The organism is Spirillospora sp. NPDC047279 (assembly GCF_040643285.1).
Taxonomy (GTDB): domain Bacteria; phylum Actinomycetota; class Actinomycetes; order Streptosporangiales; family Streptosporangiaceae; genus Spirillospora.
Genome location: NZ_JBEYUA010000036.1, coordinates 1 through 19,660 on the forward strand (window position 1 = coordinate 1; position 19,660 = coordinate 19,660).

Sequence of the window (19,660 nt, forward strand, 5' to 3'; positions counted from 1 at the left end):
GGTGGCCGTCCTCATGTCACGGCGACACACCCACCAGGACACAAACCAGGCAGAAGGTCACACAGGCCCCATACACCACACCCGTGGACGCAACCTGATGGCGAGGTGCCTCATTCCGAGCTGATGCCAATCGGGGTCTTTGCCCAGCGCAGTGGCCTGACCTCCAGTGCGTTGCGGTTCTACGCCGACTCGGGGCTGCTGCCCCCTGCCGAAGTGGACCCGGTCTCGGGCTACCGCTACTACGGTGCTGACCAGGTGGCGCGGGCGACCGCGCTGCGTCAGCTCCGCGAGATCGCCATGCCCCTCACTGTGGTCGAGGCGGTCCTCGACGCCGGGGCCGACGAGGCGGCACAGCTGCTCGACGAGCATGTTGCCAAGATCGTCGATGATGCGGCGGCGGCACGGCAGAAGGCTGCTGTCATCAAGTGCGCGCTCGGCGGCAACGTGCCCGGTGTGCTGATCGCCGTGCTGAAGGGGCCCGTGCTGGCGGATGCGGTAGAGCAGGTCCTGACTGCGACCGCGCACGAGCCTGGGATGGTGGTGCTCGCCGGCTTGCACATTGAGGCGAGTCATGAGGCGATCGCCCTGACGGCGACCGACCGGTACCGGCTCTCCGCCCGGACCCTGGTGCCGACGCGGCCAGCGGAGCAGACGTGGGTCGGCACGGTCGACGGCGACGACCTGCGGGCCGCGCTCACCACGGTCCGGCGCAGTGCGCTGGTCCGCATCGAGGCGGTGCCGCACGGGATCTGGCTGCGCATGCCCGAGCGGGAGGACCGGCACTGCCGGTTGCTGTCCGAGGACTTTCCCGATCACCGGCTGATGCTCGCGTCCCTGGGCGAGGTCAGCACCCGTGCGACGGTCTCGAAGGATCTTCTGCTGCGCGCCCTGGAAGAACACCCCGGCGAACGCGTCGCGCTGCGCGTCTCCGATCACGGAGTGAACGTCCGGCCCGGGAGAGACGGGGACCCCGGTGTTCAGCTCCCCGCCACCGTGACGGGCGGGGCTCTCCAGATCCGGTTCGAGATGACCACGCTCTATCCCGCCGTGAGCACCGCGATCGGCCCCGACGTGATGCTCGACCTGAGGGGACACGACGGGCCCGTCACGATCCGCTCCGCCGACCGTGGCGATCTCACCACCCTGGCCATGCCCATCAAATCCGACCACTCAGCCTGAGAACGACGACGAGGAACATCCATGACCACCGCACCCGCCGGCCCCGACCCGACCATGGAAGCCATCGGCCAAGCCGTCACGGAAGCCCGGACCAGTGACATCGTTTCCGCCCGCCAGAAGCTCCTGAGCCTGTGGTCGACGATCGGCGTCACCGGCGACCCGCTCCACCGTTGCACCCTCGCTCACCACCTGGCGGATCTCTACCAAGATCCCGCCCAAGCTCTCGTCTGGGACGTCCGGGCCCTGGACGCCGCCGACGCCGTGACCGAGCAGCGCGTCCAGGAGCACCACGGCAGCCTCCACATCGCAGGCTTCTACCCGTCCCTCCACCTCAACCTTGCTGACAACTACCGCCGGCTGGGTTCCTTCGAAGCCGCCACCAAGCACATCAACGCGGCCAGAGCACACGCCCCCAGCCTTCCTCAGGATCCCTACGGTGACCTGATTCGGGGCGCTATCCAAGAGGTCGCCGAGGCCATCGCCGGGCAGGACCGCACACAGCGAGCCTCGGCACCCGGTTCCGCTGCGTGACGCACAAGAACGCGCCCCCCACCGTGGAAGGGCGACGCCGCCTGATCGATCGCTGTCGCACGAGGCCCATCGCCCACGTCGCAGCCGGGACGGGGATTTCCCGGGCGTGCGCATCGAAGTGGGTCAATCGATACCGGCGCCACGGCGAACTCGGGCTGGAGGACCTGCTCTTCCACACCGCGCCACCAGCCGACCGCGACACCGTCCGAGGTCCTTGTACTCACAGAAGAGCTGCGTCGGACCCACAAATGGTCTGCCGCCAGGATCGCCTTCGAGCCGGCCCAGGCCGGAAGGCCGATCAGCTGAAGAACCGTGAGCAGGCACTTGGCCGAGATCGGCATCAACCGGCGCCGATTCATCGACCCCAATGGCGAGGCCGGCCGCCAGCCGCGGAAGATCCACGCCCGACGGCCCGGCCACATGATCCACGTCGACGTGAAGAAGGTGGGCCGCATCCCTGACGGCGGAGGTTGGCGCGTACACGGACGCGGCAGTGACCAGGCCAAAGCCGTCAACCGGGAGAAAGAAGACTGAGCGCGGTGGCTACGTCTATCTGCACTCGGCCATAGACGGGTACAGCCGTCTCGCCTACACCGAAGCCTTGCCTGACGAGAAGGCCGTCACCGCCATCGCCTTCCTCCATCGGGCCCGCGTCTGGCCGGCCGCTCACGGGATCACACGCATCCTGGGCCGCTGGATCGTCCACTACAACTACCGCCGCCCGCAGAACGACTACCCGGCGGCGTCACCAACGTCCTGGCCTCCTACAACCAGATGTGCGACGTCCGGGACGTGGTGGATCACTGGGGGTCGGAGACACAACTACGAGCCGCACGGGGCTTGCCGACGATGAACCTGCCCCCGCCCGGTGCAAGGGTCATCGGCGCTCCCGCCAGCGGGACGTGACCCGCGTCGCGCAGGTACTTCGGCTCGTTCGGGGTGCGGTCGCGGTCGGGACCGTCGAGGTATTCCAGCCAGGTGTTGTAGACGACGGTCGTCGAAGGGTGACGTGTCCACGCCTGACCGTTGACGTCATTGAACATCAGGCCGTAGTCGAGCCGGTGACGCGGCCGATTGTCCTTGAGTGCCCGTGCCGTCGCCGGGAACGAGCGGATGATCTCGAACAGGTCGACCGTCAGTTCCGTGCAGGGCGGTAGGGCGATCCACCGTTGGATCGCGTAATCAACGCTCACCGTCTTGTCGAACGCGGTGAACACCCGGAAGTTGGCGAGCGGGTTCTCCGCGCGGTTGCTGACCACGACCCGGGCGCGTTCGCCGGTGAACGGCGCCTCGGGCCAGATGTTGACCAGCCGCGCCTGCCGTTTGGCCAGCTCGTCGCGGCTTCTGGCTTCCTGGATGTTGGCGAGCCTGGCCTGATCGTTGGCCGTCCTGGCCTGGTCGTTGGCGGACTTCGCCTGGTCATTGGCGGACCTGGTCTGCCATCCCTGGAATCCGAGCGCGGCGGCGTTGAGGAGGAGGCCGATCGCTGCGACCCACACCGCGGCGACCGCCGCTTTGCTTGAACGGATGTCAGCGGGGCTGGCCGGTGGTGCCCCTGGCCCGGCCGGGGGTTGTGGAGGCATCGGTTCCCTCAGGGTGAGGATCGGCGTTGCCTGGCATCCCGTCTGTGCCCCGCCGGGAGAGGGCCAACCTGCCCAAATGGCCTCCTCAGAGGACGGACCGGCCGGTCGCCGCGAGGAGCAGGTCGGTCACCGGAGCCTTGATCTCGGCGCCCTCGCCCGCCGACCAGTCGGCGTCGCTGGCGACCACGCGCTGACCCTTGAAGCGCTTGCGGGCGCCGTAGAAGCGGCTGTTCCAGATGTGGTCGAGCGACGCGACCGCGGGCTCGATGGGCATCTCCCGCGTGCGTCCGAGCGGCCGTGCGATGTCCTGGCCGTGCACCAGGAAGTCGGCGAGGGGGTCGAGCGGCCCTGCGCCGGGCGCCCGCCGTGCCGACCCGGCGGTCTCCCGGATCTGAGCGATCAGCTCCGCGGGCGTGTACCGGCGGGCCCGTTCCTTGGCCGCGTTGGAGTTCGCCCGGTCCCAGCTGCCGCGCGCCTTGAGGACGCCGACGAGCGTTCCCACCAGCGTGTCGCGGGTCGAGAGCGTCAGGTGCGCCGCGACCTCGCGGACGGTCCACTCGCCGCAGAGCGACTGCACGTCCTACTCGTTCTCGTCCAGCCCTTCGAGGAAGTCGGCCACGCTCAGCCGCTCCGCCTCGAGCCATGCCATGATCTTGTCCTCGTTCATCGTTCGCTCCTCATCTGGTGGGCCTTCATGAGGAGGTCGAACGGGCACGCCGCTTTTCGACAGCCCTACGAGACTTTTTCTCCCTTGAACTGGCAAAGCGGCTCTGACCGGCCACGACGACCGATTTGAAGTAGCGGCCCATCAGGTTCACGCGAGTCACGTACAGCGATCCCGCACCCCGACCGCGCGACCCCAACGCAACTGATCGGGTCCCTACCCTCGCTGTGGCTTGCTCTTGCGCCAGACCATGATCACTCCTGGTGCTGCCTTGTCTTGAAATGGCTGAGCAGGTCTCGCCATGCGCGATCGCCGACGTGGAGCCGAGGGCCTTCAGGGTCTTGGGAGTCGCGGACCGCGATGGTCGGGCCAAGGTCCGTGACCTCGATGCATCCGCCTTGTCGCGTGCCGTCGCTGTAGCTGCTCTTGCGCCACTCGGCCATGTTCAGCCCTGGCGTCGGCTCGCCTTGATGTTGCTGAGGAGGCCTCGCCAGGCACGCCCGTCAAGGTGGAGTTGGGGGCCGTGGGGGTCTTGGGAATCGCGTACGGCGATGGTTGAACCGAAGTTCGCGACTTCGACGCAGCTGATCGGATCGTCGGTGTCACTCCGCGTGCTCTTCCGCCATTGAGTCATGTATTTGACCGTAGCCGGTCGATGAAGGACCGGGTTTCGGACTCATCCATGGCGATCAAGCGGAGTTCGGCGAAGATTTGGGCATGTCTGAGGACATCCTCTGGCCGTTCCACGTAGGACATGCCCTGTGAGGTTTCGAGAGTGACGACGGACAGCCTGCCGCGCTCGCCTACCTCCAACTTTGTGAACGGGCCGCGGAGCCCCCTGTGGCCACCAGCCTTGAAGGGGATCACCCTCAAGCTGAGGTTGGGAAGCTCGGAGACCTCGATGAGGCGCTCCATCTGCCCCCGCATCACCTCGGCATCGCCGATCTGCTGCCACAGGGCGGACTCGTTGAGAATCATCGTGACCTCAGGCGGCTCGCACGAGGTCAGCACGTTCTGACGCGCCATGCGGATCCGAACGGCACGCTCGATCTCCCGTGGGGTGTCGGCCTTGATGAGCGAGCGGGCGTAGGCGGGCGTCTGAAGCAGCCCAGGAATGACGAGGGTTTGGAAGCTGTCGAGCTTCCTGCAGTCGGTCTCCAGCGAGATGAAGTCCATGAATATGGGCGTGAGGACTCCGCTGTACTGGCGCCACCAGCCGGACTTGCGGCCGTCCTGGGCGAGTTCGAGCATCGCCTCCCTGAACGGGTCGCCCGGCTCGAAGCCGAACTTGATCAGGATGTACTCCAGATCGCGTGGCCGGATCGGCTGGATGCCGTTCTCGATCAGGGAGAGTGAGCTGGCTGAGCGGCCCAGGAACGACCCTGCCCGGTGAATGCTCATGCCCGCTTCCAGGCGGAGCCTGCGCAGCTCCAGGCCGATGCGGCGGAAGCGGACGGAGGGGACGTCTGAGTCGGACATGACGCAAGTCTGAACACATCACGTTCGAGTGTGCAGGTGATTACGCTCAGTTCTGAACGTTGAGAGTTCGCCCGTTCAGCGTCGGATTTCGAGCTCGGCCACGATGGCCAGGAGCCGGCTGCGTTCCTCGTCGTCCTGGCGGGCCTGCCGGCCGTAGATCCCGGTGCCTCCGATCGCGGCGTCGCCATGCACCAGCTCGCGCAGCTTCGGCAGCAGCGGGGCGGCTTCCGGCCCCAGCTCCCGCAGGGCATCGAAGATCCACCGACCGGCGCCCAGGTGGTCGAGCCGCCGGCGCACGGCCTCGACCAGTGGCGCCGCCTCGCCCGTCACGCGCCAGAGCGCCAGCGCCGCGTCCGAGTAGGCGTGCCGATCGTCGAGCAGATCGCTCAGCCGGGGAACGAGATCCGCCGCCGCGGGCCCCAGCGAGCCCGCGACCTCCAGCGCCTTCGTCGTCTGCCTGCGGTTGTCCAGCGCATTGGCGACGGCCCGCATCGGAGCCTCGATCTCGCCCGCGTCCGCCAGCAGCCGGGCGGCATCGAGGCTGTCCCTGATGACGGACGGGTCGTCCTCCTCATCGGTGCTCGCGATGTCGCGCAGCGCGGGGAGGAGACCGTCCAGCGGCAGGTCATGGCGCGTTGCCGTCTCCGCCGCGGGCACCGCCGCGCCGTTGGCGGCGGCCTCGATGACGCACGCGCTCAGCTGCGCCACGTCCCCGGTGATGGCGGCGAGGGCCTCCGCCGCTTCGAGGCGCCGGCCCCAGGACGCTTCCGGGTCGTCCCGCCGCAGGGTCAGCGCGGGCACCGCCGCCGAGGCCACAGGGCCGATCGCATCGAGGGCCCGGACCGCCCACCAGTCGTCCTGGGGAACGAGCGCCGTCAGTTCGGGGATCGCCTCGGTCGCGTCCTGACCCCAGTGGCGCAGCAGCCGGGTCAGCGCGCTCAGTTCGTTGTGCCGCAGATTCCGCGCGAGGAGGCCGTCGTACCCGCTGATCGTCGGCGGCCCCTCGCCGGACATCGCCGCGAGCCGCCGCCGCACCGCGCCGAGCAGATCCGGATCGCAGGCGACCTTGGTGTCGATCAGCAGTCCGACCGCTTCGTAACTGTTGGTGCCCGCCACGAGCGCCGCCATGAACGGCTCTCGCCAGCGCGGGTCGCCCAGGACGATCAGAATCTCGAGTGCCGCGTCGAAGAACCGGGCCTCGTTCGAGTTGACGTCCTCGACGACCGCGGCGGGCGGGTCTGCGAGATACGCCGCCAGGGAGTCCGCCGCGGCGGGAGCGGCCGCGGGCACGTCCCGGACCGCCGTGACGGCGGCGACCCGGACGGCCATGTCGGCGTGGTCGATCCCGGCGGCCAGGAGCGGCGCGACGTCCTCGCGCGCGGAACGCGACCGCACGCACCGCTGGTAGGCCGCATCGATCGCGGCCCGCGCCGAATCGGCCGTTCCCCGCTCGAACAGCGTGCGGCAGAGCCCGGCGAACGCCTCCCCGCCGAGCCCGGAGACGATGTCGTCGAACGGATCGTCCGCCCAGATCCAGGCCTCCAGCGGTTCGCCGTTCAGCCACGACGAGACGACCGCCTCGGTGGCCTCGTCCGACCAGGGCAGCCCGGCGTCGGCGATCGCCCACAACGCACCGGCCCGAACGGACGGCCGCGCGGACGCGAGCTCTTCCCTGAACCAGTCGCCGGACTCCGGGGCGAGCCGACCGGCCGCGGCCAGCAGTCCCGCGAGCACCCGCGGCGACCGTTCCCGCCCGCGCCGCGCGCGCAGCGCGGGAACGACCTCGTCCGCACACTCGCGCGGAAGGTTGCCGAGCAGGTAGGTGGCGACGTGGCGGGTCTCGGCGTCCGGGTCGTCCAGCAGCGGCAGCAGCACCGCGACCTCGGCGGCCAGCGCCGCGTCCACGTCCGCGAGCACCTGCGGCTCCGCGTCACCGCTCGCCGCGATCGCCGCCAGCAACGACACCATCCCCAGCCGCCTGGGCGAGCGGGGCTGAGTGGCGAGCCGGACGATGAACGGCACCGCCTTTGGCGTCGCCGTATACAGCGTCCCCTGGTGGTAGATGCTGCTGAACAGGTGCTCCGAAGCCTCGTTGGCCACCCCCAGGTCGTCGCTGGCGACGTCCCGCAGAGCTTGCGGTACGTCCTCCGCCGACCCGTACGCGTGCTTCAGCGAACCCCAGTCGACCTCATCGAGCCCATCCAGTGCGGCGCCCGTTTCACGTCCTTCATCCATGATCGCCGCTCACCCTAGCCCGCGGATGGGGGCGTGTCCTCAGCCCCAGCCGACGAGGATGAATACGCCCCCGCCTACGAGGAAGGCCGCCAGCAGGTTGAGCGCCATGCGCATCAAGACCCGGTTGGGGTTCGCAGGCCGGCCGGGCGGCGGGGGGAGGCCCTGTTTGGCGGCCCTCGCCGCCCGCACACGTTCTGGATTCCTGCCGCTCACAAATATGACGACCACCCCTAAGACCAGCAGGAGAACGCCAATGCCCGTCGTCATCTGAAGCCCCTCGTCGCAGCATTCTGGATCACGTCATCAGCGCGCGACCCTCTCATACAGAGGTCGGTCCTGGGAGGACTCGGCGGACGTGTGACCCGTGCTGAGGGAGGCATGGCCGACTGGGAGGGTCTCTGCCCGATCGAGGGGCTTTTGTGGCCATTCCCCAAGGAGCCCCGCGCGGCGCCACCATCACCGGCAAGCTCGACGACGTCCTGGCCAGGCTCGACGCCCAGCAGGAGATCCTCATCCGCCAGCAGGCCAGCCTCGACAACCACCAGGTCGGTCTCGACAACCAGCAGCGGCTCATCGCGGCGCTCCATCAGGACCAGAGTGACATGATTCGCCGCATGTCCGGCGTGGAGGGCGCCTGACCAAGGTGGAGGACTCCCTCGGGAAGGTGCTCTGGGGGATGACAGCGATAGGGCACCTTCTCCCGCCACCGGCCGATCCTGGTGATGAGGCCCCATCGGCGGAGACGTCACCGGACCGCTAGCGCAGACAAACGTCGTAGGCGTCCCCTCGGCATGGGCGCGCATTTGCCTAGCGCTGAGGGGGTGCCTCCCGTGACACCGGGTCGTAGCGTTCGGCGGTCATCGCTACGGCTCGGTGGCAGACTTGCGGCCCATGCCCGCACAAGATCAGCACCTTCACCTGCTGCGGGTCGGCGTGGTGGGGGTGGACCTTCCGTAGGCGTATTTCTGGATCAGTGCACCTGGAATTCGACGTCCGGAATGAGGCCCTCCTGGTTATGGGCTAGTCGCCGTGACACGGCCCGGCCGGCGAAGACGGGGCGGGTGCGCAAGGTGTCCCATCCCGCACGTTGCGCGCGTATCCCCACCCCGAAATCGTGACCTGTACCCCGTCCAGCGCGTCGACCGCGATGAGACCCAGCCGTTCCGGTCGGCCGTAGAAGTACGTCGTCACGCCAAGGGGGAGGAATCGGCTCCACCCGGGGACGAAAGCCCCGTGCTCCGAGGTGTGGGAACGCCGGGCGCTGTTCACCTTGGCCCCGTCGAGCGCCGTCACCACCTCGTCGGGGGTCATGCCGAACGCGAGTGGGCCGACGCTCTCGAACGGCGCGAACGTCCAGTCCGCCCTCTCGTCGTCACCCTTGACCTTCCACGTCATCCCTGATCACTTTCCTGCGAGGGGAGCGGGCGGGCCGGCCGACGTCGCCCTGTGCCTGATCGTTTCAAGCCCGGTGCGGTCGGAGACGGACTCGCCTGAGACTGGCGAGTTCGCGCCACCTTCCGGGAGAGGTTGAAGGTCCCACAGCGGCGTCGCCGAGCGGGGGCGCCGAGCGTGCTGAGCGGGCGCCGAGCGTGGTGGGTGGGGTATCGCGGTGATCATGAAGGGGGACTGATCCCTTATAGGCTCCCGAGGGTTACGGCCACCGCACTCACGCCAGCCGGGGGACCTCGCCATGGACGACGCCGATCACGGTCGCGTGCAGGACGCTGATCGTGCAGCCGCGCTCATGCATGCGTCTCTGGCGGGGTTGTCGACCGGGGACGCGTTCGGGGACCAGTTCTTCCTGCATGCCAACCGCCATCTCACGGCGGCGGACTTCCCTTCACCGCCGTGGGAGTGGAGCGACGACACCGAGATGGCCTGCTCCGTCGTCTCCTGCCTGCATCAGCACGGACGCATCGACCAGGACGTTCTCGCCTCCTCCTTCGCCACCCGCATGGACGTCGGCCGCCGCTACGGCGCCGGGGCTCTGGAACTCCTCGAACGTGTCCGCGACGGACACCCGTGGCGGGTCGCCGCGGTCGAGTCCTTCGGCGGCAACGGCTCCTTCGGCAACGGCGCCGCCATGCGCGTCGCCCCTCTGGGGGCCTACTACGGGGGCGACCCGGCACGTGCCGCCGCTGAGGCCACGCTCCAGGCCGAGATCACCCACAGCCACACCGAAGGAATCGCCGGTGCGGTCGCCGTGGCCGTCGCGGCGTCCCTCGCCGCCACCGACGACCCCGGCCTCCTGATCGAGGCGGCACTCGACCACGTCCCCGGCACCTACGTCCGACGGGGGCTCCAGCGCGCTCGCGGCCTCGACAAGGCGACGCCCGCACAAGCGGCCCAGGCCCTGGGCAACGGATCGCGCATCACCGCCCAGGACACCGTGCCGTTCGCGCTCTGGGCGGCGACCCGCCACCTGGACGACTACCCGGCGGGGGTCCGGGCCTGCGTCGCGGTCGGCGGCGACATGGACACCACCGCCGCGATCGTCGGCGGCGTCATCACCGCCAACACCGGAATCGACGGCATCCCGTCAGACTGGCGCGACTCCCGCGAACCTCTCCCCAGCTGGCTGGAGCACGGCCCGACAACGTGACGCCGCCCCTTCTGATCCGCGATACCTCTCCAACGCCAGACCGGTCGGGCCGACGGGCCCCTGCTCTCAGGGATCCTCGATCTTTTGAGGAGGGCGCGGCGACCCGCAAGGGGCTCGCGTGCGGTCAGGTTTCGATCTCGGTGGTCACCGCGGTGTACAGGGACGTCAGGACCTGCTGGACGGTGGCGGCCAGTTCGGCGCGCGAGTAGGTGAACGCGCCGCGCCGCCCGCCGGCCGGTGACGTCAAACTGATCTCCACCAGGAGCGCGTCCCGCCGGATCAGCCCGACCACCACGTCGGTCCGTCCCGTGCTGCCGGTGAACAATCTGCCGTGGGACCAGGGACCACTGAGAGTCTGGAACGCTCGGTCGTCCTCCGTGCCCCGCGCGGCCGTCGCCATCGCCTGGTCGGACGCCGTGGTGGCGGCCTGGGCACTCTTGAAGGGCACGACAGCGACGCGGGCGTCCGCGTCGGTCGCGTCCGGAAAGTCGTGGGATCCCTGCTCCGGTTCCGAGAGGGCGAAGTACGCGCGGCAGTATCGTCCAGGGGGCTCCCCGAGCACGTCGAGGGGCGGCCTGACATAGGACCCGTTGTAGAGCTTCAGCAGCGGCCGGAAGTCGGCGAGCCGGCACACCATCAGTTTCTGGACGGCAGCCGATGCCGCGGCCACCGGATCCTTCTCGCCCTTCGCGCCGCCGCCTGAGCAGGCCACCACCGACCACAACAGACCGGTGCCGAGCACCGCACCGATCATGAGCCTTGATCCCCGATTCATGTCTCCCTGTTCCTGCGCCACCAGGTCCGGATCTTGGTGGCCCAGATGTTAGGGCGGGTCGTCGCGGCAGATGGGCGATGCGCGGCGAGATTCGGTTCTGAACGGGGACGCGGCATTTCGAACCGTGGGTGGGGCATGATGGTGATCATGGTGGACGGGGTGGCTCGGGTCGGGGTGGAGCCGGTGTACGTGTGCTCGGTCGAGGGGGCGGCGATCGAGCGGGAGGCGGACGCGCTCGACCTGATCGGGAACGCGGGGGAGGCGCGCTGGGTCGCGGTTCCGGTCGAGCGGCTGGGCGAGGACTTCTTCCGGCTGCGCACGCGGGTCGCGGGGGACATCGTCCAGAAGTTCGCGCAGTACGGGCGGGCCCTCGCCGTCGTCGGTGACATCTCCGCGTACGTGGAGCGGAGCGACGCCCTCCGCGACTTCGTCCGGGAGTGCAACAGGGGCCGGCAGACGTGGTTCGTCGGTGATCTCGACGAGCTCGCGGCGCGCCTCTCCTAGAGCTCGTCCTTGAGGAGCGACCAGACCTCCAGGTCGTATCGCCGGCCCTCCAGGACGGCGGCACTGCGCAACGTGCCCTCGTAGGTGAACCCGATCCGCTTGGCGGCCGCCCGGCTCGGCTCGTTCTCGGGCACGCACCACCACTCGACACGTTCGATGCCGCGCACGTTCACCGCCCAGTCGATCATGTGCCGCGCGGCGGTGGTGACCAGGCCGCGGCCGCGCGCGTCCGCGGCCAGCCAGACGCCGATCTCGCACACCCCCAGCTCGGCGTCGAACGTCCGGAAGACCGTGCCGCCGACGAGCACGCCGTCCAGCCAGATCCCGTACATCCGCCGGGCGTCGACGGCCTGCTTGTCCGCGTACAGCTGCAGCAGCTCGCGGGCGCCGTCGACGTCAACGATCTTCTTGGCCCACGGGATGTAGGGCGAGATCTGGTCGGCGACCTTCAGCACGTGCGCGGCGAACTCCTCCGCCTGCCACGGCTCCAGCGGCCTGAGCTCGGCACCTTCCCCCAGTGCGTGAGTGAACATGCGACCCTCCAAGGTGCGTACCAAACGTTCGTTACGTACTATAACCCCATGCCAGCCCGTGGAGATCACGACGCCCGCCGCCGGGACGTGTCCGAGGCCGTGTGGCGGGTCCTCGCCGATCGCGGTTTCGGCGGCCTGACCCTGCGCGCCGTCGCCGCCGAGATGAACGCGTCGACGGGCCTGCTCACGCACTACTTCCCGAGCAAGAAGGCCTTGATCGCCTATGCCCTGGACGTCGCGGACGAGCGCACCGCGACCAGGCCCCGCGAGACGCCCGCCACCGAGGGCCTCGACGGTCTCCGCGCGGCGCTGGCGAGCGTCCTCCCGCTCACGCCCGACGCCGCCGCCATGAACCGCGTCTGGGTCGGCTCATGGGACGGCTCCCTCGCCGATCCGGCCCTCGGCGAACGCGAGAGGAACCGCTACGAGGGCTGGCGCGAACGACTCCGCCCCCACGTCCAGGCGGCCCGCGACAACGGCGATATCCCGCCCACGTCCGACGTCGACGACCTGACCGCCACGGTCGCCGCGTTCACCCACGGCCTGGTCGTCCAGGCGCTCTTCGACCCGGAGCGCTTCCCGCCCGCCCGCCAGATCGCCATGCTCGACACTCTGCTCGACTCGCTCACCACCTGAGCCACCCCCGGACGCCCGCCGCGAACGTGCGCGGAACCTCCAGGCCGAGGCGCGGGGGCCGGTTCGGCCGGACGGGCGCGGTCAGGAGGCGGCGGCTCTCAGGGCGGGGGTGGGCGTCATGGAGACGTGCAGGTGGTCGGCCATGGCGCGGCCGAACGCGGGGTCGTTCAGGTGGGTGTCCATCTCGACGATCTCCACGGGGGAGCCGGCCAGTCCCTCGCGCACGGAGTCGAACAGGACGGCGTCCACCTCGGGGTCGTGGTACGGGCCGCCGGGGGCGCTGAGGGTCGAGAGGCCCTGGAGCGGGATGAAGAGGGCGGTCGGGCCGGTGGCGAGGCGGAGCTTGGCGGCGACCGTGCCGCCGAGCTCCGCGCACTCGTCGGCGTTGGTTCGGATGACCGAAACCGACGGGTTATGGACATGGACCTGGCGGTGCCGGAAGTGCCGCGGGACCTCGGGGCCGAACTTGGCCATGTCGAGGCAGCCCAGGCTGACCACCTGCGGGATGCCGAGGCGGCCCGCGGTCTCCAGCCGGTCCGGGCTCGCGCCGCCGACGCCGCCGACCAGGGCGGTCGAGAGTTCGAGGAGGGTCGGGTCGAGGACGCCGGTGAGGGTTCCGCCCGCCGTCATGGCCTCGAGCGAACGGCCGCCCGACCCGGTGGTGTGGAAGACCAGGACCTCGTAGCCGAGGACGCTGAGCAGCTCGCGCGCCGCGTTCACGCCCGGGGTGGTGACGCCCGCCATAGAGGCGCCGATGACGGGGCGGTCGCCGGGCGGAGCGGGGCAGCCGGCGGCGAAGCCGGTGGCCATGCCCGCGATGGCGTCGGCGGCGTTGGCCAGGACGCGGATCGAGATGCGGTTGATGCCGGCGATGTCGACGACGCTGTACATCATCGTCAGGTCGGTGTTGCCGATGTACGGGGAGACGTCGCCCGAGGCCATGCTGGAGACCATCAGCTTCGGCACGCCGACGGGCAGGGCGCGCATCGCGCAGGTGGAGATCGTCGAGTTGCCGCTGCCACCGACCGAGAGCACGCCGTGCACCCGGCCCTCGCGGTACAGCTCGGCCACCACCTGGGCGGCGCCGCGCGCCATGGCGGTCACCGCGACGCCGCGGTCGCCCTGCGCGCGCAGTTCGGCCAGGTCGGTCCCGGCGGCGCGGGCGACCTCCTCCCGTGAGATGTCGGGGGGCGGCCAGGGAGGGTCCAGAACGCCGGTGTCGACGAGCAGCACCTGCATTCCGAGCCCGTCGAGTCGATCACGCAACCATTCGTATTCAGGTCCTTTGGTATCCAGCGTCCCGATGAGCACCACTACAGGCATATTTTGACTGTTTGTGTGCTTTCGACGGTGAACAATCTCCGGCGCGGCCCCAGTCCTATGGCGCGGTGGGATTTAGGACTAACCCGGACGGAACCCGGCAGCGATCGCACCGGACCGGCTCCAGTAGGTTTCATGTCTGACCATGACTTGACTCCTTACCCCCTCGGAGCCCCCCTTGCAGGTCGAGCACGTGATCTTGCTCCTGCTCGCCGCCACCGCGGCCGGCTGGGTCGACGCGGTCGTCGGCGGGGGCGGGCTGATCCAGCTGCCGGCCCTGATGATCGTCAATCCGGCCCAGCCGGTGGCGGCGCTGGCCACCAACAAGCTGGCCTCGATCGCGGGCACCTCGTCCGCCGCGGTCGCCTACCTGCGCAAGGCCAAGCCCGACCTGCAGGTCGCGGTCCCGGCGGGCGTCATCGCCGTGTGCGCGGCGGCCGGGGGAGCGGTCTGCGCCGCGGCGATCTCCTCAGACGTCCTGAAACCGATCATCATGGTCGTGCTGCTGTCGGTGGCCGCTCTGGTCGTCCTGAAGCCCGATTTGGGACGGGTGCCCAAGCTGGTGCTGCGGACCCGCCGCCGCCTGGCGGCCGCGATCCTCGTCCCCGGCATCGTGATCGCGTTCTACGACGGGCTGGTCGGGCCCGGCACTGGAACGTTCCTGGTGCTGGCGTTCACCACGCTCCTCGGCAGCGACTTCGTGAACGCCTCCGCCAACGCCAAGATCATCAACACCGGCACCAACCTGGGCGCGCTGGTCGTCTTCTCGCTCCAGGGCGAGGTGTTGTGGGCCATCGGCCTCGCCATGGCCGCGTGCAACATCGTCGGCGCCCAGCTCGGCGCCCGGATGGCCATCAACAGGGGCGCCGGGTTCGTCCGTGTCGTCCTGCTCTGCGTGGTCACGGCCCTGGTGATCAAGCTGGGGTACGAGCAGCTCACCTAGCCGCCGAGGCGCGTCAGGTGGGATTGGGGACGGGCAGCGGGCGTTCGAGGGCGATCAGGCTGAGGACCACGGTGGCGCCGGTCCAGCCCAGCGGCGCGACGCCCGCCGGGTCGCCGTGCTCGTCCACCTTCTCGGGCAGGGCGCCCAGCGAGGTGCGGTGCGCCGAGAGCCAGTCGAGCAGGCTCACGGCCTCGCTCCGCCGGCCCGAGGCCGCCGCCGCGAGGGCGAACATCCCCATCTCCGGCGTCCACGCGACCTTCTTGTCGCCCGCCCAGCGCTCGCCCGGCAGGACGCCGCCGTTCGGCAGCAGCTGGCGGTTGAACGCGTTCTGCACCGCCCCGTTCACCCCCGGGTCGTACGGGGCGAACGGCGGGGACAGGAAGGTCACCGAGGTGTCCATGCGGCCCCCGGCGATCGGCGAACGCGGATAGCCGTGCGGCGTGAACTGCCGGGCCACCGCGTCCGACAGCCGGTGCGAGGCGTGCCGCCACCGTGCCGCCTCCTGGGGCTTGCCGAGGTCACGCGCGAGCGCCGCGGCCGAACGCAGGCCGGCCAGCACCGGAGCCACCACGCCCAGGGTGGGCCGCCGGGGGTCCTGCTCGGTGGAGTGGTCGCGTTCGAAGTAGTCCGACGAGGGCGGCGGCAGGCCCTCGACGTCCAGCGAACGGGTGAGCCGGTCGGCCGCGCGCACCACCATCGGCCACATCTCGGGCAGTTCGGCGGCCGCGTTGGGGTCCTGCGTGCGGAAGAACCAGCTGGCCCACAACACCCAGCCGAGCGAGTCGAGCTGCGGGGCACGGCCGTCCGCGACCGCGCTGCCGTCGGGGTGGTAACGCGCCGCCCACAGCCCGTTCTCGTTCTGGACGCGCGACAGGAACCGCAGGACGCGCCGCGCCTCCGCCGGATGCCCGGTCGCGGCGAACGCGGCGACCGCGAAGGCCGAGTCGCGCGGCCAGGAGTAGCGCCACTTGTCGTACCAGGACGCCAGGGACGCGCCGTTGGGCCGGGTCAGCAGGCGGAGGTCGAGCAGGGCGCGGGCCGCCATCTCGTGGTGCCCGGACGGGACGGTGCCGCCGGCGAGCCAGGCCTGGTCGGAACGGACCGCGGCGGCCACCCGGGGATCGTCGGCGTCCACCGTGATCGGGGTCTCGGAGCCGAACGGGACCAGCCGGACCCGCCCGTCGGCCAGCCGGACCACCGAGCTGTCGGGGATGTACGCGGCGCCGGGGGCGTCCAGGGGCGAGAGCGGCTCACCGGCGAACGGCCAGCCGCCGCCGCCGACCAGCCCGGGGCTCGCCCAGCCGGGACCGACCGGGCTCCGCAGCGTGGCGCCGCAGGTCGCGACCAGTGCGGCGACCAGCAGGAACGCGACGACGCGGCGTACGCCGCGCCAGTCCCCGTTCAGCCGCCCGCCGACGGGCGTTCCGCCGCCGCCAGACCCTTCGCCGTTCGTCCTGCCGTCGCCCCCGGACCCAGCGGCCCAGGCGGGAACGGCCCTGTCGCTGTGATCGTGGGCTCCGACGAGCCGCCCCCGGTCGATCGTCACCGGCCCATCTCCCCCTTGACGCCTCGCATTACGACGAAGCGGAGGATAAGTACACCAAACCCCTCCAAGTGGGTCATCCTCCTCAGGGTCCAATCGCGGCATCCTTCTCAGGAGCGATACCCCGTCACACCCCCACGAACGCGCCGTCGCGGCCGCGGGACCGCGACGCGCGAGACCCGCCGCCGTGACCGCGCACGCCTGCGCCCCATCCGGTTCGCAACTTCGTTCCAAGCGTGAAGATCATTGATGCGGTGCTGCGGTTCCCCGAGGTGCGCCCCCTGCCAGGACTCGATCAGGCATGGACCTTCCCGGGAGCGCGCAACCGCTTCCAAAGAGCGATCGCCCTGACCTCCGACGGCCGCAACGCCTTACAGGTCCTCTGTAACGGCGGGTATTCAGACGAGGCGGCCGCCGCGATACTGCGTATCGCCCGCCTCCACGAGGCCTGCGGGCCGGTGGGGCCGGTCAGCGCATGCTCGCCGACGCGGCCCGCCTGGAGCGCGAGATCGGGATCACCAACAAGATCGGCGGCGGCCGGGTCGAGGCGGAGAACCATCGCCACCAGGTCCGGCGCATCGAGTGGACGGACGGCGACGCGGAGCTCGTCGACCCGGTGACGCGGGATCGCGAACGTTTCGACGTCGCCGACGCGGCCGGATTCGTCGCACGTTTCCTGGAGGAGGGAATCGACTGACCGACGCCACTGAGCGGACCGGGGCCTTTCGACCACCTCCGCCTCGTGAACGCCCGGTGAGCCAGGCCTGAAGGGCTACGACCACGACCGCCTTCGGATAGCCGGCCGAATCCGTCCGGAGTGGGGGTGGGGGTTTTGTGTTGATCAGTCCGGTGTGAAACTGCGAAATGGCCTCGCTATGGCCCCGGCGGCATGACCATGCATGGTGGTTGACTAGGCTGCATCGACGGAGCGGACCGCAGAGTGGCGAGCCGCGCGGTCACTTCCCGTGCAACACCCCACTCGCGTGGTCTTTGGCTGTCGATCCGTATAAAGGACGCCCTCGTGGACCTGTTCGAACATCAGGCGAAGGAACTCTTCGCCGAGTACGGGGTACCGGTGCCCACCGGCAAGGTCGCCCATACTCCCCAGGAAGCCCGGACGTACGCGGAGGAGCTCTTCGCCGCGGGCAGCAAGAAGGTCGTCGTCAAGGCCCAGGTGAAGACCGGTGGCCGTGGCAAGGCGGGCGGCGTGAAGCTCGCCGACACCGCCGACGAGGCCGAGGCCCTCGCGGGGCAGATCCTCGGCATGGACATCAAGGGCCACACGGTCCACAAGGTGCTGATCGAGGAGGGCTCCGCGATCGCGCAGGAGTTCTACTTCTCGTTCCTGCTCGACCGCGCCAACCGCACCTTCCTGACGATCTGCACCGTCGAAGGCGGCGTGGAGATCGAGGACGTGCCGCACGACAAGCTGGCGCTGGTGCCGATCTCGCCGCTGGACGGCGTCGACAAGGCCAAGGCCCGCGAGATCGCCGAGGCCGGCCGGCTGCCCGAGGCGGCCCTGGACGGCGCGACCGAGATCATCGAGCGGCTGTGGGCCGTCTTCACCGACGAGGACGCCACCCTCGTCGAGGTCAACCCGCTGATCCTCACCGCCGACGGCCAGGTCAAGGCCCTCGACGGCAAGGTGTCGCTGGACGACAACGCCTCGTTCCGCCAGGAGCACGACAAGCTCGAGGACAAGGCCTCCGCCGACCCGCTGGAGGCGGCGGCCAAGGCCAAGGACCTCAACTACGTCAAGCTCGACGGCAGCGTCGGCATCATCGGCAACGGCGCGGGCCTGGTCATGTCCACGCTCGACGTCGTCTCGTACGCCGGTGAGGAGTTCGACGGCCAGAAGCCGGCCAACTTCCTCGACATCGGCGGCGGCGCCTCGGCCGAGGTCATGGCCAACAGCCTGGAGATCGTTCTCTCCGACGGCGACGTCAAGTCGGTGTTCGTGAACGTCTTCGGCGGCATCACCGCCTGCGACGCGGTCGCCAACGGCATCGTGTCCGCCTACAAGCTGCTGGGCGAGCGCGGCGAGACCGTCAACCGCCCGCTGGTCGTCCGCCTGGACGGCAACAACGCCGAACTCGGGCGACAGATCCTGAGCGACGCGGGCCTGCCCGGTGTCGAGCAGGTCGAGACGATGGACGACGCGGCCAAGCGCGCCGCCGAACTCGCTGCGGCAGGTGCATGAGCAATGGCGATCTGGCTCACCGACAACAGCAAGATCATCGTTCAGGGCATCACCGGCTCGGAGGGCATGAAGCACTCCCGCCGCATGCTCGCGTCCGGCGCCTCCGTCGTCGGCGGCGTGAACGCCCGCAAGGCCGGGCAGAGCGTCGACTTCGACGGCAAGGCGCTGACCGTGTACGGCACCGTGGCCGAGGCCATGGCCGAGACCGGCGCCGACGTCTCCGTGGTCTTCGTTCCGCCGAAGTTCACCAAGGACGCCGTGGTCGAGGCGATCGACGCGGGCATCCCGCTGTGCGTGGTCATCACCGAGGGCATCCCGGTGCACGACACCGCCTACTTCTGGGCGTACGCGGAGTCCAAGGGCAACAAGACCCGCATCATCGGCCCCAACTGCCCTGGCATCGCGTCCCCGGGCGTGTCCAACGCGGGCATCATCCCGGCCGACATCACCACGCCCGGCCGCATCGGCCTGGTGTCCAAGTCGGGCACGCTGACGTACCAGATGATGTACGAGCTGCGCGACTTCGGCTTCTCCACCTGCGTCGGCATCGGCGGTGACCCGATCATCGGCACCACCCACATCGACGCGCTGAAGGCGTTCCAGGACGACCCCGACACCGACGCGATCGTGATGATCGGTGAGATCGGCGGCGACGCCGAGGAGCGCGCCGCCGCGTTCATCGAGCAGAACGTGACCAAGCCGGTCGTCGGCTACGTCGCCGGGTTCACCGCGCCCGAGGGCAAGACCATGGGCCACGCCGGCGCGATCGTGTCGGGCTCCGCCGGCACCGCGCAGGCCAAGAAGGAGGCCCTGGAGAAGGTCGGCGTCCGCGTCGGCAAGACTCCGAGCGAGACCGCGCGCCTCATGCGCGAGATCATGAAGAACCTCTGATCCTTCCGGATCGACGGAAAGACGCCCGAGCCGCCTCCAGGT

At 69.8% G+C, this 19,660-nt stretch carries 24 protein-coding genes and 2 pseudogenes; 12 read left to right on the forward strand and 14 right to left on the reverse strand.

Going from position 1 to position 19,660, the window contains the following annotated elements:
- The first annotated feature begins 105 nt into the window (after window positions 1-105).
- From ABZ810_RS46795 to ABZ810_RS46810, 4 genes and pseudogenes are all read left to right on the forward strand, one after another.
- Entirely contained in the window at window positions 106-1,179 is a 1,074-nt protein-coding gene (locus ABZ810_RS46795) for a MerR family transcriptional regulator (RefSeq protein WP_358415044.1), read from the forward strand.
- Window positions 1,180-1,200: 21 nt separating this feature from the next.
- Window positions 1,201-1,710, forward strand: a complete 510-nt coding sequence (locus ABZ810_RS46800; RefSeq protein ID WP_358415046.1) for a hypothetical protein — start codon at window positions 1,201-1,203, stop codon at window positions 1,708-1,710.
- A gap of 23 nt (window positions 1,711-1,733) precedes the next feature.
- Window positions 1,734-2,171, forward strand: coding sequence for a leucine zipper domain-containing protein (locus ABZ810_RS46805; protein WP_358415142.1), 438 nt, complete (start codon window positions 1,734-1,736; stop codon window positions 2,169-2,171).
- Window positions 2,119-2,323 (forward strand): annotated as a pseudogene (locus ABZ810_RS46810) (IS481 family transposase); the annotation flags it as partial. The gene ABZ810_RS46805 and the pseudogene ABZ810_RS46810, both read left to right, overlap by 53 nt.
- Before the next feature lie 187 nt (window positions 2,324-2,510).
- Here the strand turns inward: ABZ810_RS46810 and ABZ810_RS46815 are convergent.
- From ABZ810_RS46815 to ABZ810_RS46855, 9 genes and pseudogenes are all read right to left on the reverse strand, one after another.
- Window positions 2,511-3,209 carry a hypothetical protein gene (locus tag ABZ810_RS46815; protein WP_358415049.1) on the reverse strand — a complete coding sequence of 233 codons (699 nt, stop codon included), beginning with the start codon at window positions 3,207-3,209 and terminating at the stop codon, window positions 2,511-2,513.
- 169 nt (window positions 3,210-3,378) lie between these two features.
- Window positions 3,379-3,870: a maleylpyruvate isomerase family mycothiol-dependent enzyme gene (locus ABZ810_RS46820; RefSeq protein ID WP_358415052.1), complete on the reverse strand. Its 492-nt coding sequence runs from the start codon at window positions 3,868-3,870 to the stop codon at window positions 3,379-3,381.
- A 3-nt stretch (window positions 3,871-3,873) separates the two neighbouring features.
- Entirely contained in the window at window positions 3,874-4,008 is a 135-nt protein-coding gene (locus tag ABZ810_RS46825) for a hypothetical protein (protein ID WP_358415055.1), read from the reverse strand.
- A gap of 17 nt (window positions 4,009-4,025) precedes the next feature.
- Window positions 4,026-4,184: pseudogene (locus ABZ810_RS46830) on the reverse strand (DUF397 domain-containing protein); the annotation flags it as partial.
- Window positions 4,185-4,211: 27 nt separating this feature from the next.
- Window positions 4,212-4,400, reverse strand: a complete 189-nt coding sequence (locus ABZ810_RS46835; protein ID WP_358415057.1) for a DUF397 domain-containing protein — start codon at window positions 4,398-4,400, stop codon at window positions 4,212-4,214.
- Window positions 4,401-4,402: 2 nt separating this feature from the next.
- Window positions 4,403-4,591: a DUF397 domain-containing protein gene (locus ABZ810_RS46840; protein WP_358415060.1), complete on the reverse strand. Its 189-nt coding sequence runs from the start codon at window positions 4,589-4,591 to the stop codon at window positions 4,403-4,405.
- Complete coding sequence (locus ABZ810_RS46845; RefSeq protein ID WP_358415062.1) at window positions 4,588-5,436, reverse strand: helix-turn-helix transcriptional regulator; 849 nt, start codon at window positions 5,434-5,436, stop codon at window positions 4,588-4,590. The genes ABZ810_RS46840 and ABZ810_RS46845 overlap by 4 nt, the downstream gene beginning before the upstream one ends.
- A gap of 75 nt (window positions 5,437-5,511) precedes the next feature.
- Window positions 5,512-7,671, reverse strand: coding sequence for a hypothetical protein (locus tag ABZ810_RS46850; RefSeq protein ID WP_358415065.1), 2,160 nt, complete (start codon window positions 7,669-7,671; stop codon window positions 5,512-5,514).
- A gap of 39 nt (window positions 7,672-7,710) precedes the next feature.
- Window positions 7,711-7,938 carry a hypothetical protein gene (locus ABZ810_RS46855; RefSeq protein ID WP_358415068.1) on the reverse strand — a complete coding sequence of 76 codons (228 nt, stop codon included), beginning with the start codon at window positions 7,936-7,938 and terminating at the stop codon, window positions 7,711-7,713.
- A gap of 152 nt (window positions 7,939-8,090) precedes the next feature.
- Here ABZ810_RS46855 and ABZ810_RS46860 point away from each other — a divergent pair, with 152 nt between their 5' ends.
- Window positions 8,091-8,309 carry a hypothetical protein gene (locus ABZ810_RS46860; RefSeq protein ID WP_358415071.1) on the forward strand — a complete coding sequence of 73 codons (219 nt, stop codon included), beginning with the start codon at window positions 8,091-8,093 and terminating at the stop codon, window positions 8,307-8,309.
- 382 nt (window positions 8,310-8,691) lie between these two features.
- Here ABZ810_RS46860 and ABZ810_RS46865 read toward each other — a convergent pair whose 3' ends face one another.
- On the reverse strand, window positions 8,692-9,066 hold the full coding sequence (locus tag ABZ810_RS46865) for a hypothetical protein (RefSeq protein WP_358415074.1): 375 nt from the start codon (window positions 9,064-9,066) through the stop codon (window positions 8,692-8,694).
- A gap of 349 nt (window positions 9,067-9,415) precedes the next feature.
- On the opposite strand from ABZ810_RS46865, the gene ABZ810_RS46870 reads away from it, so the two are divergent.
- Complete coding sequence (locus ABZ810_RS46870) at window positions 9,416-10,273, forward strand: ADP-ribosylglycohydrolase family protein (RefSeq protein WP_358415077.1); 858 nt, start codon at window positions 9,416-9,418, stop codon at window positions 10,271-10,273.
- A gap of 124 nt (window positions 10,274-10,397) precedes the next feature.
- On the opposite strand, the gene ABZ810_RS46875 is transcribed toward ABZ810_RS46870, so the two are convergent.
- A complete protein-coding gene (locus tag ABZ810_RS46875) occupies window positions 10,398-11,027 on the reverse strand; it encodes a hypothetical protein (protein ID WP_358415080.1) in 630 nt (209 codons plus the stop codon).
- Window positions 11,028-11,195: 168 nt separating this feature from the next.
- On the opposite strand from ABZ810_RS46875, the gene ABZ810_RS46880 reads away from it, so the two are divergent.
- On the forward strand, window positions 11,196-11,552 hold the full coding sequence (locus tag ABZ810_RS46880; RefSeq protein ID WP_358415083.1) for a DUF4180 domain-containing protein: 357 nt from the start codon (window positions 11,196-11,198) through the stop codon (window positions 11,550-11,552).
- Here the strand turns inward: ABZ810_RS46880 and ABZ810_RS46885 are convergent.
- Entirely contained in the window at window positions 11,549-12,085 is a 537-nt protein-coding gene (locus ABZ810_RS46885) for a GNAT family protein (RefSeq protein ID WP_358415086.1), read from the reverse strand. The two genes, ABZ810_RS46880 and ABZ810_RS46885, sit on opposite strands and share 4 nt — an antisense overlap.
- Window positions 12,086-12,133: 48 nt before the next feature.
- Between ABZ810_RS46885 and ABZ810_RS46890 the strand changes: the two genes are divergently transcribed.
- Window positions 12,134-12,721 carry a TetR/AcrR family transcriptional regulator gene (locus ABZ810_RS46890; protein ID WP_358415089.1) on the forward strand — a complete coding sequence of 196 codons (588 nt, stop codon included), beginning with the start codon at window positions 12,134-12,136 and terminating at the stop codon, window positions 12,719-12,721.
- A gap of 81 nt (window positions 12,722-12,802) precedes the next feature.
- Here ABZ810_RS46890 and ABZ810_RS46895 read toward each other — a convergent pair whose 3' ends face one another.
- Window positions 12,803-14,044: a Tm-1-like ATP-binding domain-containing protein gene (locus tag ABZ810_RS46895; RefSeq protein ID WP_358415091.1), complete on the reverse strand. Its 1,242-nt coding sequence runs from the start codon at window positions 14,042-14,044 to the stop codon at window positions 12,803-12,805.
- A 175-nt stretch (window positions 14,045-14,219) separates the two neighbouring features.
- Between ABZ810_RS46895 and ABZ810_RS46900 the strand changes: the two genes are divergently transcribed.
- Entirely contained in the window at window positions 14,220-14,984 is a 765-nt protein-coding gene (locus ABZ810_RS46900; protein WP_358415094.1) for a TSUP family transporter, read from the forward strand.
- Window positions 14,985-14,997: 13 nt separating this feature from the next.
- On the opposite strand, the gene ABZ810_RS46905 is transcribed toward ABZ810_RS46900, so the two are convergent.
- Window positions 14,998-16,530, reverse strand: coding sequence for a glycoside hydrolase family 15 (locus ABZ810_RS46905; RefSeq protein WP_358415097.1), 1,533 nt, complete (start codon window positions 16,528-16,530; stop codon window positions 14,998-15,000).
- A 472-nt stretch (window positions 16,531-17,002) separates the two neighbouring features.
- Here ABZ810_RS46905 and ABZ810_RS46910 point away from each other — a divergent pair, with 472 nt between their 5' ends.
- The 3 genes from ABZ810_RS46910 to sucD all read left to right on the forward strand — a co-directional run bounded on the left by ABZ810_RS46910 (window position 17,003) and on the right by sucD (window position 19,618).
- Entirely contained in the window at window positions 17,003-17,224 is a 222-nt protein-coding gene (locus ABZ810_RS46910; RefSeq protein WP_358415100.1) for a hypothetical protein, read from the forward strand.
- 324 nt (window positions 17,225-17,548) lie between these two features.
- A complete protein-coding gene (gene sucC / locus ABZ810_RS46915) occupies window positions 17,549-18,727 on the forward strand; it encodes an ADP-forming succinate--CoA ligase subunit beta (RefSeq protein WP_358415103.1) in 1,179 nt (392 codons plus the stop codon).
- Window positions 18,728-18,730: 3 nt separating this feature from the next.
- Window positions 18,731-19,618: a succinate--CoA ligase subunit alpha gene (sucD, locus tag ABZ810_RS46920; RefSeq protein WP_358415105.1), complete on the forward strand. Its 888-nt coding sequence runs from the start codon at window positions 18,731-18,733 to the stop codon at window positions 19,616-19,618.
- Window positions 19,619-19,660 lie beyond the last annotated feature (42 nt).